This window comes from Lysinibacillus sp. GW247-5R2A (assembly GCF_059424475.1).
In genome coordinates this window covers 40484-54909 of record NZ_JBWKZL010000015.1, presented here as the reverse complement: position 1 = coordinate 54909, position 14426 = coordinate 40484, and the positions used below count along the sequence as shown (strand labels likewise).

Annotated in this window: 17 protein-coding genes and 1 riboswitch; of the genes, 11 read left to right on the top strand and 6 right to left on the bottom strand. The window is 37.8% G+C overall.

The features are described 5' to 3' along the window. Positions 1 to 89 precede the first annotated feature (89 nt). Positions 90 to 554, top strand: coding sequence for a YusW family protein (locus tag AC07YC_RS20160; protein ID WP_008176953.1), 465 nt, complete (start codon positions 90 to 92; stop codon positions 552 to 554). A 49-nt stretch (positions 555 to 603) separates the two neighbouring features. Here AC07YC_RS20160 and AC07YC_RS20155 read toward each other — a convergent pair whose 3' ends face one another. Continuing rightward, entirely contained in the window at positions 604 to 2589 is a 1986-nt protein-coding gene (locus AC07YC_RS20155; RefSeq protein WP_494920258.1) for a catalase, read from the bottom strand. A gap of 172 nt (positions 2590 to 2761) precedes the next feature. Between AC07YC_RS20155 and AC07YC_RS20150 the strand changes: the two genes are divergently transcribed. From AC07YC_RS20150 to AC07YC_RS20125, 6 genes are all read left to right on the top strand, one after another. Beyond that, complete coding sequence (locus tag AC07YC_RS20150; protein WP_008176948.1) at positions 2762 to 3196, top strand: MarR family winged helix-turn-helix transcriptional regulator; 435 nt, start codon at positions 2762 to 2764, stop codon at positions 3194 to 3196. A gap of 51 nt (positions 3197 to 3247) precedes the next feature. Continuing rightward, positions 3248 to 4231: a ring-cleaving dioxygenase gene (locus AC07YC_RS20145; RefSeq protein ID WP_239355489.1), complete on the top strand. Its 984-nt coding sequence runs from the start codon at positions 3248 to 3250 to the stop codon at positions 4229 to 4231. Positions 4232 to 4299: 68 nt separating this feature from the next. After that, complete coding sequence (locus tag AC07YC_RS20140) at positions 4300 to 4917, top strand: nitroreductase family protein (protein WP_336637174.1); 618 nt, start codon at positions 4300 to 4302, stop codon at positions 4915 to 4917. 63 nt (positions 4918 to 4980) lie between these two features. Then, entirely contained in the window at positions 4981 to 5523 is a 543-nt protein-coding gene (locus AC07YC_RS20135) for an NADPH-dependent FMN reductase (RefSeq protein ID WP_025117582.1), read from the top strand. Between the two features lie 129 nt (positions 5524 to 5652). Beyond that, entirely contained in the window at positions 5653 to 7053 is a 1401-nt protein-coding gene (locus tag AC07YC_RS20130) for a sensor histidine kinase (protein WP_336637242.1), read from the top strand. After that, a complete protein-coding gene (locus AC07YC_RS20125) occupies positions 7025 to 7726 on the top strand; it encodes a response regulator transcription factor (protein WP_336637243.1) in 702 nt (233 codons plus the stop codon). The genes AC07YC_RS20130 and AC07YC_RS20125 overlap by 29 nt, the downstream gene beginning before the upstream one ends. A 41-nt stretch (positions 7727 to 7767) precedes the next feature. On the opposite strand, the gene AC07YC_RS20120 is transcribed toward AC07YC_RS20125, so the two are convergent. Beyond that, entirely contained in the window at positions 7768 to 8352 is a 585-nt protein-coding gene (locus AC07YC_RS20120) for a YdhK family protein (RefSeq protein WP_494920257.1), read from the bottom strand. Between the two features lie 116 nt (positions 8353 to 8468). After that, positions 8469 to 9065, bottom strand: coding sequence for a biotin transporter BioY (locus AC07YC_RS20115; protein WP_336637245.1), 597 nt, complete (start codon positions 9063 to 9065; stop codon positions 8469 to 8471). Positions 9066 to 9219: 154 nt separating this feature from the next. Next, positions 9220 to 9410: riboswitch (cobalamin riboswitch) on the top strand. Between the two features lie 196 nt (positions 9411 to 9606). On the opposite strand from AC07YC_RS20115, the gene AC07YC_RS20110 reads away from it, so the two are divergent. Both AC07YC_RS20110 and AC07YC_RS20105 read left to right on the top strand, forming a co-directional pair. After that, a complete protein-coding gene (locus tag AC07YC_RS20110; protein WP_494920256.1) occupies positions 9607 to 10653 on the top strand; it encodes a FecCD family ABC transporter permease in 1047 nt (348 codons plus the stop codon). Between the two features lie 5 nt (positions 10654 to 10658). Continuing rightward, on the top strand, positions 10659 to 11450 hold the full coding sequence (locus AC07YC_RS20105; RefSeq protein ID WP_494920255.1) for an ABC transporter ATP-binding protein: 792 nt from the start codon (positions 10659 to 10661) through the stop codon (positions 11448 to 11450). Positions 11451 to 11526: 76 nt separating this feature from the next. Here the strand turns inward: AC07YC_RS20105 and AC07YC_RS20100 are convergent, their stop codons facing one another. The 3 genes from AC07YC_RS20100 to AC07YC_RS20090 all read right to left on the bottom strand — a co-directional run bounded on the left by AC07YC_RS20100 (position 11527) and on the right by AC07YC_RS20090 (position 12847). Continuing rightward, a complete protein-coding gene (locus AC07YC_RS20100) occupies positions 11527 to 11841 on the bottom strand; it encodes a DMT family transporter (protein ID WP_008176924.1) in 315 nt (104 codons plus the stop codon). Next, complete coding sequence (locus tag AC07YC_RS20095) at positions 11841 to 12194, bottom strand: DMT family transporter (protein ID WP_249661582.1); 354 nt, start codon at positions 12192 to 12194, stop codon at positions 11841 to 11843. Before AC07YC_RS20095 ends, AC07YC_RS20100 begins: the two co-directional genes overlap by 1 nt. A gap of 71 nt (positions 12195 to 12265) precedes the next feature. After that, positions 12266 to 12847, bottom strand: a complete 582-nt coding sequence (locus tag AC07YC_RS20090) for a TetR/AcrR family transcriptional regulator (RefSeq protein ID WP_494920279.1) — start codon at positions 12845 to 12847, stop codon at positions 12266 to 12268. A 143-nt stretch (positions 12848 to 12990) separates the two neighbouring features. Here AC07YC_RS20090 and AC07YC_RS20085 point away from each other — a divergent pair, with 143 nt between their 5' ends. Beyond that, positions 12991 to 13161 carry a hypothetical protein gene (locus AC07YC_RS20085; protein ID WP_480206515.1) on the top strand — a complete coding sequence of 57 codons (171 nt, stop codon included), beginning with the start codon at positions 12991 to 12993 and terminating at the stop codon, positions 13159 to 13161. Positions 13162 to 13230: 69 nt separating this feature from the next. After that, the gene (locus tag AC07YC_RS20080; protein ID WP_494920254.1) at positions 13231 to 14397 is read left to right on the top strand and encodes an endonuclease Q family protein; all 1167 of its coding nucleotides are present in this window, start codon (positions 13231 to 13233) and stop codon (positions 14395 to 14397) included. Positions 14398 to 14426: the final 29 nt, after the last annotated feature.

Here is a 14426-nt window from a genome sequence, read left to right as displayed (position 1 = left end):
GGCATTTCCTCGTTTGAGGAGATGTCCTTTTTGGGTTAGTTTATAGCAGAATGGGGAAATAATATGAAAAGAAGGGAGTGTATAATTGGATGAAATTAAAATTATTATTAGCGATTTCTTTCGTAATGGTTATTCTTTATGGCTGTAATAAAGATGAGGTAAAGGATGTACCTACTAATGCGCCAGCAGATCAGAATGCTTCACAACAGACTGGTGATACGCCTACAGACCAAGTGACATTCAACTTTTTAGAGTTTTCATTGGATGTTGATTATTCTGCAACGGAGTCATACGAGGTAGAGTATGAAAATAAAAAATCAGGAATCTCAGCGAAGTTACAGGATGATCGACAAAATGTAAAGTTACAAGGTGATGAAGCCTATACAAAACTAGAGCCGTTATTTAAGCAGTTAAATTTTGATTCTACCACTCCAAATGATGAAGTGATTGATCAAGTAATTAAAGTTTTTAATATTGAAGATAACTACCAGTCCATTGAAGTCGAAGTAGAGTTTATGGACGGAAATGAAAAGGAATTTAAACGACTACCTTAAACATGAGAAAAGCCAGCCAAGTGTTAGCTGGCTTTTCCATGTATAAACGTTAACGTTCCCAATGTCGATACTTTGAAAGGAGTTGAATAAAAGTAGGTAAGTTATTCGCAACCCCATTTTTATTGGCGATATGCTGTAAAAACGTTACATCTTTAGCAAGGCCAATTGTTTTAAAGTGCTGGTAGGCTTCTTCAATAAATTGCTCTGCTTTAATTTGTTGATGGGAATCTTGGTAGGAACCAGTTACATAAATTCCATCATAAAGTACGGAAGAAGCAGTGGCAAAGGTTTCATGGATTTCAAAGCCATTTAGTAAGCCCTGCTTTGTACTAATTAATTCTACTACTATATTTTTGCTCAAAAATGTAGCAATCAGGTCATTAAGGTTTTCCTCCGTATTTTCTGCTACGATCACGGCTACTTTAAAAGTTTTGACACTTTCTACAGCATTCAAGATTTGGCTAACAGCAGGGGAGGTTTGCATAGTATGGGGGACCTCTACTTGTACGGGTGGTACAATACCAATATTATCTGCAATTGCTGTTGCAAGTGTATGGCTGACATGGGCAAACATCTCGACAACTTGTTTTCGTATGGCTTTATTTTTTACTTTACCAAGTTCAAAGCTAAAGGCATTGATGATATGCTCCTTTTCGATATCGGTCATACTCAACCAAAATAACCTAGCTTGTGTAAAATGGTCTTTGAAACTTTCACTGCGTGCGCGTACTTTATGGCCCTCTACTTTTTCCTCATAATGTGTATAGCCACCTTCTGCCTCAGGGACGGGGTATGGTGTGTTATCAGCTAAGGAATTTTTATGGTAGCTAACTTGCCCAACATTAATCGTTTGTCGACCATAGCCATCTCGCTGATTATTATGGAAAGGACAGATAGGCTTATTAATAGGGAGCTCATGAAAGTTTGGGCCTCCGAGTCTTATTAACTGTGTATCTGTATAAGAAAATAAGCGGCCTTGTAATAAAGGGTCATTTGAGAAGTCAATGCCAGGTACAACATGTCCTACATGAAATGCAGCTTGTTCTGTTTCAGCAAAGAAGTTGTCCACATTTTTATGAAGCGTCATTTTGCCAAGGATACGGACAGGAACTTCTTCCTCGGGCCATATTTTTGTAGCATCGAGTATGTCGAAACTAAACTTAAATTCATCTTCAAGCGGAATAAGCTGTACACCAAGTTCCCATTCTGGATAATCACCACGTTCGATGGAATCCCATAAATCTCTGCGGTGGAAATCAGGATCCTTACCAGCTATGATCTGTGCCTCATCCCATACTAACGATTTAACACCAAGAACTGGCTTCCAATGAAACTTAACAAAGTGAGATTTTCCTTTGGCATTGATGAAACGATAGGTATTCACACCGAAACCCTCCATCATTCGATAGCTTCGTGGAATCGATCTATCCGACATATGCCACATAACCATATGGGCAGATTCCTGATTGTTCGCAATAAAATCCCAAAATGTATCATGGGCACTTTGAGCTTGAGGAATTTCGTTATTCGGTTCGGGCTTTACTGCGTGTACGAAATCGGGGAATTTAATAGCATCTTGTATAAAAAATACCGGAATATTATTTCCGACCAAATCATAGTTGCCTTCCTGTGTATAAAATTTTGTAGCGAAGCCACGTGCGTCACGGACAGTATCGGCTGAGCCTCTTGATCCTGCAACGGTAGAGAAACGAACAAAGACTGGTGTTTTCGTTCCTTTACCATTTAAAAATTGTGCTTTTGTAATGTCACTTGCACATTCATAGGTTTCAAAAATCCCATGTGCTGCCGATCCACGTGCATGCACTACTCTTTCGGGGATACGTTCATGATCAAAGTGCGTCATTTTTTCACGAAAATGAAAATCCTCTAGTAAAGTAGGACCTCGATCACCAGCTTTTAAAGAATGTTCATCCTCTGATATTTTTAGTCCTTGATTGGTTGTGAGTGGTTGATTTTTATCACTTACTCGGAATGCTTCTAATTGTTGTTGTTTTTGATTGATTTCTTTTTTCATATATAGAATCCTCCTTTATAAGTTACAACTACCTTCTACCCGCAGAGGATGTTCACAAACATTTTCAGCTAATGAGTAACATACGAAACAAAATGATTGCTGATTAAAAATGGATATGTTATTATTATCTCGAATTAAAGATAATTAAATTCGAAATAAGTGAGGGAGTCGTATGAAGGAAGACAATCGTAACTTAAAAGCATTTACGGTCTTGTTCCGAGCATATCAAACGATTCAGGAAGCAACAAAAAGGGATTTACTTCAATTTGACTTAAATCAAACCGAATTTTCGGTCCTTGAATTTCTGTATCATCGTGGAGAGCAGCCCATTCAAGTGATCGGCAAAAGAATATTAATTGCAAGCAGTAGTATTACGTATGTAATTGATAAGCTTGAACAAAAAGGCTATGTATATCGCAAATCATGCCCTAGAGATCGACGTGTCACTTATGTATTGCTTACGAATGAGGGACAGACCCTAATGGAAGAGATTTTCCCTAAGCATGAACAAAAAATAAATGAGATATTTCAAGTATTGGGACCTCAGGAGCTGGATACAATGATTTTGTCCCTAAAAAAGGTTGGCAAAAATGCCAATGAACAATAAAAAAATTTTAAATAAATATCTCGATTTCGAGATAATGGGAGGAGAATTTTTATGAATCATTTAAAAGGTGTTCACCATGTAACGGCTATTACAAGCAGTGCTGAAGAAAATTATAAATTCTTTACCTATGTATTAGGAATGCGCTTAGTGAAGAAAACAGTCAATCAGGATGACATTCAAACATACCATTTATTCTTTGCGGATGATAAAGGGAGTGCTGGTACAGATATGACGTTTTTTGATTTCCCTAACATTCCAAAAGGTGTACATGGTACAAATGAAATTTCAAAGACTTCCTTCCGTGTGCCAACGGATGCTTCTTTAGATTATTGGGAAAAGCGCTTTGACCGATTGCATGTAAAACATACAGGTATAAAAGAACAGTTTGGTAAAAAAACACTATCATTTGTGGATTTTGATGATCAGCAGTATCAGCTTATTTCTGATGAGCATGATACAGGTATCGCATCAGGTACGCCATGGCAGGATGGACCTATCCCACTTGAATTTGCTATTACAGGTTTAGGGCCAGTATTTGTTCGTGTAGCTGATTTTAATTACTTTAAAGATGTGTTAGAAAAAGTAATGCTATTTACAGAGATTGGGGAGGACGGACATTTCCACCTATTTGAAGTAGGTGAGGGTGGCAATGGAGCGCAAGTGGTTGTAGAACACAACACTGTGTTACCAGTAGCTCGCCAAGGATTTGGTACAGTTCACCATGCGGCCTTTCGTGTAGAGGATCGTGCAGTATTAGATGAATGGACTGCACGTTTTGAAAGCTTTGGTTTCCACACATCTGGCTATGTAAATCGTCATTTCTTTGAATCCTTATATGCACGTGTAGCGCCACAAATTTTATTTGAGTTAGCAACAGATGGGCCAGGTTTTATGGGAGATGAACCGTACGAAACGTTAGGAGAAAAACTTTCATTACCACCATTCCTAGAACCAAAACGTACACAAATTGAAGGACTAGTTCGCCCTATAGATACTGTAAGAAGTTCCATTACGTTCGATAAAGAATATGAGTAATATTTTTAATTCAGTAGAGAAATTTTGTCTCTACTGAATGGTTACATATTGAATTGGAGGTTTATTGAATGGAATTTTCCAAATTGATTGATAAGCGCCGCTCGGCGAACAATTTTTTAACGGACGTTAAAATGACGGAGGAAGATATACGCCCAATTTTAGAGGATGTCAAACTTGCTCCATCGGCCTTTAACCTACAGCATGCCAATTACATCGTTGTGTTGGATGAGGCTATGAAGGAAAGAGTAAGAGAAGCTGCATATGGTCAATATAAAGTGCATTCAGCTTCTGGGGTCATTCTTGTATTAGGTGATAAAAAAGCGTATAAAAATACGGCCGAACTAAGTCAAGGTATGGTGGACTTAGGGATTATCACAACGTTTGAGTTAGAAGAAATAGTTGCTGAGAATACTCACTTTTATGAAGACCGCGGCGAGGAATTTATGAAAGATGAAGCGATTCGAAATGCATCTTTGTCAGCCATGTTATTTATGCTAGCTGCGAAAAATCGTGGCTGGGATACTTGTCCAATGATTGGCTTCGATAATCAAAAAATGCGTGAGCTTTTCAATGTACCAGAAGAGCAAGAAATAGCGCTCATGATTACGATTGGAAAAGAAAAAGAAAGTAGTCGTCGTTTACGTGGTTATCGTAAGCCAGTTGAAGAATTTGCCATTTATTATTAAAGTGGTATAAAATACAATAGTTATTTAAATACTAAGAATTATGTACATTTAGGAGGAAACATCGTGAAAGTAGTAGCCATCGTAGGGAGTATCCGTAAAGAATCTTATAATATGCAATTAGCTCAATTTATTGAAAAACGATATACAGAGAAATTGGATCTAGAAGTGTTAAGTCTGAAGGATTTACCAATGTACAATCAAGATATCGAAAATGAAGCACCACAAGCAGTTCTTGATTTTAAAGCAAAAGTAAAGGCTGCAGATGCAGTGTTATGGGTAACACCAGAATATAATGGAACTGTTCCAGGTGTCATGGTTAATGCGATTGATTGGTTATCTCGTGTAGATAAAGTAATGATTGGCAAACCATCTATTATTATGGGTGCATCAATGGGTAATCTAGGTACTGTAAAAGCACAATTACATCTACGTGATATTTTATTCTCACCTGGCATTAACTCACCATTACTAAGCGGCAATGATGTTTATATTGGCGCTGTGCATACTAAATTTGATGCAGAAGGTAATTTGACGGATGAAGGTACAGTGAAATTCTTGGATGTAGTCATCGATAACTTCTTAAACTGGGCAAAAAAATACATTTAAATTAAAAGCTAACCCATGAGTATATACTATACTTATGGGTCTTTTTCTGCTTGGATAGAGATTTTTCCTGCATGAAATCTTCATATTTTGCCGATATACTAGTAAGAAACTCTAAAATGGTGGTTACAGATGAGAAAATTATCACTAAAGCTAGGCATCATCTTTTTCATTACATTATTTTGTATTGAAACATTTATGATGTTTTTTTTACACGCCTCATTGACTAATTCTAGAGTGGAGGAAGAATTAGCAAGTTTGCAAGCGAGAGGAAACTCACATCGCACAATATTAGAACAGAACTTTAATAAGGAAACATTAGCACATGTCGTCTTGATGGAATCGGAAGAATCTACAGATGTAGTAGTGACTGATACTGAGGGGACCATTTTAGCCTCCTCTCAACTGCATCCTGAATTGAAGAATCTGATAAAGAAATTAGATGGAACTATACCATACGAGGGAAAGATTCTACAAGATAACTGGCAACGGGCAAAAGCTATAGCTACTATTAGTCCAATGCAAAAAGAGCAGACAACAATTGGCTATGTCTTTATGTTTCAAAATACAGACTCGATTCATGCATTAATGAAACGCTTGAATAAACATTTCCTTATCGTGGGCATTGTTTCTGGCTTAGTCACCATTGCTGTCATCATTGTATTATCTAGAAAGCTTGCTGAACCATTAATTCAGATGAAAGAGGCCACGTTGAAAATGAGTAAAGGGGACTTTACAGTCGCTCTTTCTACAAATGGCAAAGATGAGCTTGGGGATTTATCGAATGCCATTCAGCTACTATCAAATGAGTTAAATCATTTAAGACAGGAGCGCAAAGAGTTTTTATCCAGCATTGCCCATGAGCTTCGTACACCGATAACCTTTATTAAAGGTTATACCGATATTCTTTATAAACGCGATTTATCCGTGCAAGATCGACAAAAATACTTAGCTATTATTTTGGAAGAGACGAATAGACTTTCACGATTAATAAAGGATTTATTTGATTTAGCTAAGATGGATGAAAACTCATTTGTTATTGAAAAACAAAATCTAGATTTACAGGCTTTTTTTACTGGTATTAAAGGGAAATTAAGTCCTGCTTTTCAAGAAAAAGATATTCACTTTGATGTGTGCTGTGAAAAGGGATTAACGTTATGGGCAGATGAGGCGAGATTAGAGCAAATAATAATTAATCTATTAAATAACGCATTGACCTATTGCGGACAGGGAGATACGACCACGGTAGATGTAAGGAAGGTCAATGGTGTATTAACGATCATAATTCGAGATACAGGAAGAGGGATTCCCAACAAGGATGTACCGTTTATTTTTGAGCGCTTTTACCGCGTAGAAAAATCTAGAAGCCGTGCGTTAGGTGGGTCTGGACTAGGGCTTGCCATTGTCAAGGAACTTGTACAGGCTCATGGGGGAGAAGTGACGGTTAAAAGTGAATTAAATAAAGGGACTGTTTTTGAATTATCGTTTAAAGGAGTAGGAGCGGATGAAAACCATTTTATGCATAGACGATGAACCAAGAATGTTAGATTTATTGACTCTTTACTTAGAGCCGGGTTTTCAATGTAGAGCAATGTCTTCCATTCAAGATGCGCTCATTTATCTAGAGGAAGAGCATGTGGATTTAGTTCTTTTGGATATTATGATGCCAGAGATGGATGGATTTCAAGTGTGTGAAGAAATCAGGAAGTTTTGGCATGTGCCTATCATCATGCTTACGGCTAAAGGAGAGCATTCAGATATTGTAAAAGGTTTAAACCATGGGGCAGATGATTATATAGTAAAGCCTTTTGATGAGGAAGAGCTATTAGCACGTATACATGCTGTATTAAGGAGAACCAAGATAGAAAACAAGGTGGTTGTCTTTGAGGGGTTACGCTTAGATAAAGAATCCTTTGAGTTGTATTTTCAACAAGAGGCAATCCCATTAACACCAAAAGAATTCTCCATGATGTCCTTATTTCTAGATTATCAAAATAAAGTGTTTTCAAGAGAACATCTTATTAACACAGTTTGGGGTTATCATGTATCCATTGAGGATCGCACTATCGATTCCCATGTCCGTAATTTACGAGAAAAATTAAGGAAAAGTGGCTTTCCTGCTGATGATTACTTGCAAACCGTTTGGGGAATCGGCTATAAATGGCATAAGTTTGCGGACCGAAAGCCTTTAGAACATAAAAACTAGAAAACAACCTCTGCCAAATATACTGGGAGAGGTTGTTCGAATTATTGCGCTGTTAACTCATCTTCTGTTACCCATTTATGATTTTTCACTGCTTCACCATTCGTGGTTGAAGTGTAATCAACCATATAAACTGTGGTTGGTACAGCTTCTTCAATGCGGACGGTTGCGTTTTTCATGCCTTCCATATGAGTAGCGGTCGTTTTTACCTCTGTACCAGGGGACAGTGGTGCTTCCCCAACATCCAATAATTCCTCATGGATAATCCATTTATGATTCTCTACACGTTTGCCACCTGATGTTGGATCATAAGAAATGATATAGGCTGTAGTTTTATAGGCACCAACAATCGTCGCTTCGGCACCCTTCATCCCCTCCATATGCCCATCTGTCATCATAGCGGTACTTCCAACCGGAAATGCTGGATCTTCAGCTTTTATTAATGTAGCTGGCACTTCTGCTGAGCTAGAATGATTCATTGTGGAGTGATCCATTTCTGTTTGTTGCTCAGTCTCAGGAGCAGTATCTGAAGTTGATGAAGGCTCTGTTTTATCTTCAGAGCAAGCGGATAAAGTAAGTATAGCAACTGCTGATAATAGTCCACCTGACCATCTTCGCTTGAATGTCATATGAGATCCTCCTTTCTATTTGCCCTTACTGTAACAAACAAATATGCAGAAATGATGGACATTCATTATTACAAAAAACTTCTTTAGTCTATTGACTAAAGAAGTGGATGGAAGCGCTATTGAATGGGCATGATTTTCAATGTTTTTTGTAGTCGGTACGCTAAAATACCAGCGAAAATAGCTAAGATAATATCTTTTGGGAGTGGGGGAATCATCCAGAGCCATGCTAATCTATAGGAAAAATCCTCTGGCGCACTGGCCCATAGTTTATACGCAATAAACATCCAGTTTGTACCAACTAAATAATTGATAGCAGTTGCGATGAATGCGGCTAGTATATAGCTTTTCTTTGTACCACTTCGTTCTACCATTAAACCGGCAACATATGCTGCTAAAATAAAAGTGATAATAAATCCAAATGTAGGGCTTAATAGTTGACTGAACCCTCCACCAAAGCGAGCAAAGACAGGTGCTCCTGCTAACCCAATGCACATATAGACTGTGCAGGCAAGCGCTCCCTTCCTACTACCCAAAATAAGTCCGGCTAAAATGGCAAAAAAGGTTTGTAGAGTTATCGGCACTCCTCCCACTGTCATAAAGGGCACAAAGGAAGTTATATTGGCACCGATCATCATGAGGGTAGAAAATATTCCTATATAGGCGATATCTACTGTCTTTAATTTTAGATGACTTTGTTCTGATACTGTTGACATGATTTCACCTCTAATTTCAAAGTAGTTACCGTTAGTGTAAAAAACAAAAACAAATGTGTCAACTATATTATAAGTATTAGTTAACTCAAATGTATTGGAAATTCCTTGTAGACTAACTATCTATAAAACTGTATGATAGAATCGTCATAATTTTTTAACTTTACATACTATTGGTGTGACATTTTAAACAATGTCGCTTAAAAGGGAAGTCGGTGGAAGTCCGACGCTGTCCCGCAACTGTAACGAGGAGTCCTATCATGTTTATTTGCCACTGTTAAAAATGGGAAGGCTATTTATAGGATGATGAATCGAAGTCAGGAGACCTGCCAATAAGTAATACCTGTAATGCCCACGAGGATGCAAGCAATTACGGACAATAGCTGGATTTTCTGACTTTGTTTATTCGAGGGTATTTTTGTGCGTATTTTTGCATGAAATGCCTTTTTTTTATTGAGTGCCAACTGAAGTAAGATCATCTGACCTACATTATGCGAACGTATATTTAATTGCTTCATTCATCATCTTAGTAGGAGTTTAATGAATGAATAAAAAATTTATGTTATTTTCTTTAGTGCTTCTTTTAATATTAATCGTATCCATGACACTTGCTGTAATGGTTGGATCTGTTTCGGTGACGCCATTATATGTATGGAAAGTAATTCTTTCGAAATTACCCTTTATACAACACTCAATAGAGCAAGATTGGAGTCGCTCACAGGAAATCATTATTTGGCAAATAAGAGTCCCCCGTGTCATCCTTGCCGCTATTGTAGGAGCGGGTTTAGCCATTGCAGGGGCAGCGATTCAAGCACTTGTACGAAATTCCATTGCAGACCCATATATTTTAGGAATTTCTTCAGGAGCAGCAGTTGGAGCAACTTCAGTAATTATTTTAGGAGCTTTTTCATTTTTAGGTATCTACGCACTTTCTGTATCAGCCTTTATAGGGTCTTTGCTCGCAATTGGGTTAGTGTTTTTCTTATCGCGCGTAGGTGGCCGTGTCTCGATTTTTCGCTTGCTATTGGCAGGGATGGCGGTTTCCTTTATATTAACGGCCATTTCTAATTTTATATTAATGATGTCGAAGCAAGAGGGAGCTTTAAAGTCCGTTATGTTTTGGATGTTAGGCAGCTTAGCTGGAGCAAAATGGAATAATATTATTATTCCCTCCTCCATCTTTTTCATTGTGTTCGGGCTTTTATGGCTATTCTATCGAAATTTAAATTTGCTTTTACTTGGGGAAGAGGCGGCGGTAACGTTAGGGGTGAATCTTCAACAATTTCGCATACAGCTCATTTTACTTGTCTCACTTTTAACGGGGGTACTTGTAGCAGTGAGCGGTTCTATCGGATTTGTGGGATTAATCATTCCGCATATAGTACGATTAATTGTCGGTTCTAACTATAAATATGTAATACCGGTCAGTGCTTTATTGGGAGGGATTTTCTTAGTTTGGGCTGATGCATTAGCTCGAATTATTATTGCTCCACAGGAAATGCCAATCGGTATTATTACAGCCTTTTGTGGGGGGCCGTTTTTCATTTGGTTACTCCGTCGTAATAATTATTCTTTCGGTGAAGGAGATTAACTTCCATGACATTAGAAGCAAAACAAGTATCATTCTCCATTTACGATCAGCGAATACTTCATGAGGTAAGTGTAAAAATAAAGGAAAAGCAATTTGTCGGATTAATTGGCCCCAATGGTAGTGGGAAGTCGACATTGCTTAAAAATATGTATCGTCTCCTAAAGCCTGAAAGTGGGACAGTCTTGTTAAATGAACAAGATATTTTAAAGCAATCTAGTAAAGCCATTGCAAAAAATTTAGCCGTTGTTAGTCAAGAAACACCCGTATTATTTGACTTTACTGTTCATGATTTAGTCAGTATGGGAAGGACTCCACATAAAAAGCTATTAGAGCTTGATCAAGAGCAAGATTTTCAAATTGTAAAAGATGCTTTGAAGCAAACGGGCATATTGCACCTAGCGAAAAGAAGCTTTAGCTCACTTTCCGGTGGGGAGAAGAAGCGTGTTATGGTGGCAAGAGCACTCGCTCAGCAAGCACAGGTACTTATATTAGATGAACCAACAAATCATTTAGATATTCAACATCAACTTCAACTGATGGACTTAATTCAAACTTTGCATCTAACAGTAGTAGCCGCTCTCCATGACTTGAATATCGCCGCTATGTACTGTGACCAAATTTATGTTTTACAGCGCGGACGCATTGTTTGCCATGGTACACCAGAAGAAGTACTTACACCATCATTGTTGCGAGAAGTATTTGGCGTATTTGCTGATATTCAAACACATGCACTGACGGGTAAGCCGTATCTTACATATGTCCCTGAACAATTCGCAAGAGGGGGCAACCCTATTTAGTTTGCTACGATCATTCAACACCATCTAATAAAAAGGGCGTCCCTTCATGTAAGAGGGCGCCCTTTGTCATCTACTATTAAGATACCGCTTTTAAACCTGCAACACCAATGATAATCGCAATAATGCTGATGATTCGTGCAAGGTTTTTAGATTCCCCAAAGAACATAATATTGACCAGCACGGCACCTACAGTTCCAATACCAACCCAAACAACATAGGCGATGCTTAGTTGTAGATAGTTGAAGGAGGCATATAAAAGTGCAAAGGATAAACCAAAGCCTCCGACGTATAATAATAAATTTCGTACGGTTTTATGTTGACTATAAAAGCGTAAACCAATGACACCGACTATTTCCGCCACTGCTGCTAATATAACGAATACCCAGCCCATTATGCATCCACTCCTTTTGTCGTACTAGAATCCTTCGATGGATTATCCGCCAATTTTAGGCCAATAACGCCCAATACTAAAATAACCATGAATATCCCTTTAATTGCATTAAAATCACCATTGAAAATAAAAATATCCATTAATGTCGTACCGATTGCACCTGCTCCAGCGAAAATTGCATAGACAGTACCCGTAGGGAGTTTTTCACAAGCCTTCGATAAGAAGTGAAAATCAACAGCGATAATAGATACAATAATGATCCAATGCCACCATGCATTTGCTACATTAAAACCGAATATCCAAAACAATTCAAATAAACTTGTTAGTCCAACATACATCCATTCTTTTTGCATAAATAAATTCCTTCCGTAGTAGAATATTATGACTGACATTCAGTCATTTCTAGAATAAAAGAGAACGCCACTTATGCGTGACGTAGGCCAAGTGCATGATATAAAAAGTCTAGAAGCTCAAGCTTAAGCTGCTGCATGGTTTCATCCTTGCTATCGTCAAACAAATAAATTTGTTCGGCAGCAGATTCGATTAGACCAATGATAAGCTTGGCTGATCGCGATGTATTAATGGAATCTCGAATGATTCCTTGTTGCTGAGCCGTTAATAAAAAATGACTCATCCAAGCATAGTAGGGTGAATAGATGTTTTCCCACTCTTTCAAATGCTCAGTTTGTGCAATACCCGCATAAATAAGTGCGACGATATCTCCATATTCTTTCGTAATTAAGAAAATCATCTCCACCACTTCTTCAAGCTGCTGTTCAAAGGGTTTATGATCTGAAACACCATCTTCGACAGTAGCCATAATGCGCTCTACCATATTTTTGGCAATAGCGGGCATAACCGAAAGACGCGATGGGAAATAAAGATAAAATGTTCCTTGTGCAATTCCAGCTGCCTTTACGATATCTGAAACCTTTGTTTTTTCAATACCTTTTTCTCGAAATACTTCAATGGCTGCTTGAATAATTTTTTCTTCCTTTGACATGATATCCCTCACTTTTGCCTTACTTATTAGTATGTTACAGGAGAGAAAAATGAATGTCAACGAAAAATGACTGATAGTCAGTCATTTTTCGGTAAGTATAGTTGTTTTAATTTCAGGGAACTTTATGTTTGAAAGGATTGATGACAATGGAAAACATTAAATTTGCACAATTAGATTCACAGCAACTTGCGAAAATTAATGAACTAGAGAAAAAAATGGGTGTCACATTAGTTGCCTATGATTCATCGTCTATGCCACCAAATAACTCTGGGGCCTATGAGGAAAATAATAGCACAACCAATAATCATCCATCATAATAAATGTGAAATGCCTTGCAGTCATGTAAGGTATTTTTATTTTAAGTTGCGTATAAGGAGTGAATGAACATGAAGGAGTTCTATGCCGATTTACATATTCATATTGGCCGTACAGCTAAAGGACGTGCTGTGAAAATTACTGGTAGTAAAACGTTGACATTAGCGCGCATATTAGAGACTGCTAGTGCAAGAAAAGGACTAGACATCATTGGTATTATTGATTGTCATTCGCCTGAGGTTATAGAGGAAATGAAAGAGATGATTAACCAAGGTGAACTCGTGGAACTGGCAGAGGGTGGACTGCGTTTTCAAGAAACGACACTGATTCCAGGTTCAGAAATAGAAATCTATGATCAATATTGCCATGGTCCCATTCATGTGCTTGCTTACTTTCCTACATTATTGCTCATGGAGCAATTTTCAAATTGGATGTCTCAGCATATGAAAAATATTCATTTAAGCTCACAACGAATTTACTGTGATGGAAGAACATTGCAACAAAAAGTCCATGAGTTGGGAGGGCTATTTATTCCTGCTCATGTATTTACTCCCTTTAAAAGTTTATATGGCAAAGGTGTTCATCACAGTCTAAGCGAAGTCTTTGATCCCCAGCTAATAGATGCAATTGAATTAGGGTTAAGCTCTGACACAAATATGGTACGTCATATTAAAGAGCTTCAAGCATATCCATTCGTAAGTAATTCTGACGCACATTCTCTTGGAAAACTCGCACGAGAGTATCAAAAATTACGATTGGCAGACGCAAATTTTGTAGAGCTACAAATGGCTCTTCGTGAACAACAGGGACGAGCTATCATCGCCAATTATGGCTTAAATCCATTACTTGGAAAATATCATCAAACAGTTTGTGGTAAGTGCGGAGAACAACTTAGTAACGAAGCTATAATTTGTTCGAACTGTGGAAGTACGCAAATCATAAAGGGTGTTGCTTCACGTATTCAGGAATTATCAGAGGATTTTTCCCACGAAAAAAATAGACCACCGTATATCCATCAAGTACCGCTCGATTTTATCCCTGGTATTGGACCAAAAATGATGGAACGATTACTGCATGCTTTTGGAACAGAGATGAATATTTTACATCGAGTAACCATTGAACAGCTTGAACAAATTGTGCCACAAAAACTGGCCAAATTAATAGATGCTGCGAGAACAGGTCATTTAAATATTGAAGTAGGTGGTGGTGGAATTTATGGGAAGATTCACATTGAATAGCAAAATGATTTAAAAAGATTATTGGTTTT

Excerpts from the sequence above, each read along its gene's own strand:
- AC07YC_RS20160 (WP_008176953.1), top strand. The coding sequence starts at position 90 with ATGAAATTAAAATTATTATTAGCGATTTCTTTCGTAATGGTTATTCTT.
- AC07YC_RS20155 (WP_494920258.1), bottom strand. The coding sequence starts at position 2,589 with ATGAAAAAAGAAATCAATCAAAAACAACAACAATTAGAAGCATTCCGA.
- AC07YC_RS20150 (WP_008176948.1), top strand. The coding sequence starts at position 2,762 with ATGAAGGAAGACAATCGTAACTTAAAAGCATTTACGGTCTTGTTCCGA.
- AC07YC_RS20145 (WP_239355489.1), top strand. The coding sequence starts at position 3,248 with ATGAATCATTTAAAAGGTGTTCACCATGTAACGGCTATTACAAGCAGT.
- AC07YC_RS20140 (WP_336637174.1), top strand. The coding sequence starts at position 4,300 with ATGGAATTTTCCAAATTGATTGATAAGCGCCGCTCGGCGAACAATTTT.
- AC07YC_RS20130 (WP_336637242.1), top strand. The coding sequence starts at position 5,653 with ATGAGAAAATTATCACTAAAGCTAGGCATCATCTTTTTCATTACATTA.
- AC07YC_RS20125 (WP_336637243.1), top strand. The coding sequence starts at position 7,025 with ATGAAAACCATTTTATGCATAGACGATGAACCAAGAATGTTAGATTTA.
- AC07YC_RS20120 (WP_494920257.1), bottom strand. The coding sequence starts at position 8,352 with ATGACATTCAAGCGAAGATGGTCAGGTGGACTATTATCAGCAGTTGCT.
- AC07YC_RS20115 (WP_336637245.1), bottom strand. The coding sequence starts at position 9,065 with ATGTCAACAGTATCAGAACAAAGTCATCTAAAATTAAAGACAGTAGAT.
- AC07YC_RS20110 (WP_494920256.1), top strand. The coding sequence starts at position 9,607 with ATGAATAAAAAATTTATGTTATTTTCTTTAGTGCTTCTTTTAATATTA.
- AC07YC_RS20105 (WP_494920255.1), top strand. The coding sequence starts at position 10,659 with ATGACATTAGAAGCAAAACAAGTATCATTCTCCATTTACGATCAGCGA.
- AC07YC_RS20100 (WP_008176924.1), bottom strand. The coding sequence starts at position 11,841 with ATGGGCTGGGTATTCGTTATATTAGCAGCAGTGGCGGAAATAGTCGGT.
- AC07YC_RS20095 (WP_249661582.1), bottom strand. The coding sequence starts at position 12,194 with ATGCAAAAAGAATGGATGTATGTTGGACTAACAAGTTTATTTGAATTG.
- AC07YC_RS20085 (WP_480206515.1), top strand. The coding sequence starts at position 12,991 with ATGGAAAACATTAAATTTGCACAATTAGATTCACAGCAACTTGCGAAA.
- AC07YC_RS20080 (WP_494920254.1), top strand. The coding sequence starts at position 13,231 with ATGAAGGAGTTCTATGCCGATTTACATATTCATATTGGCCGTACAGCT.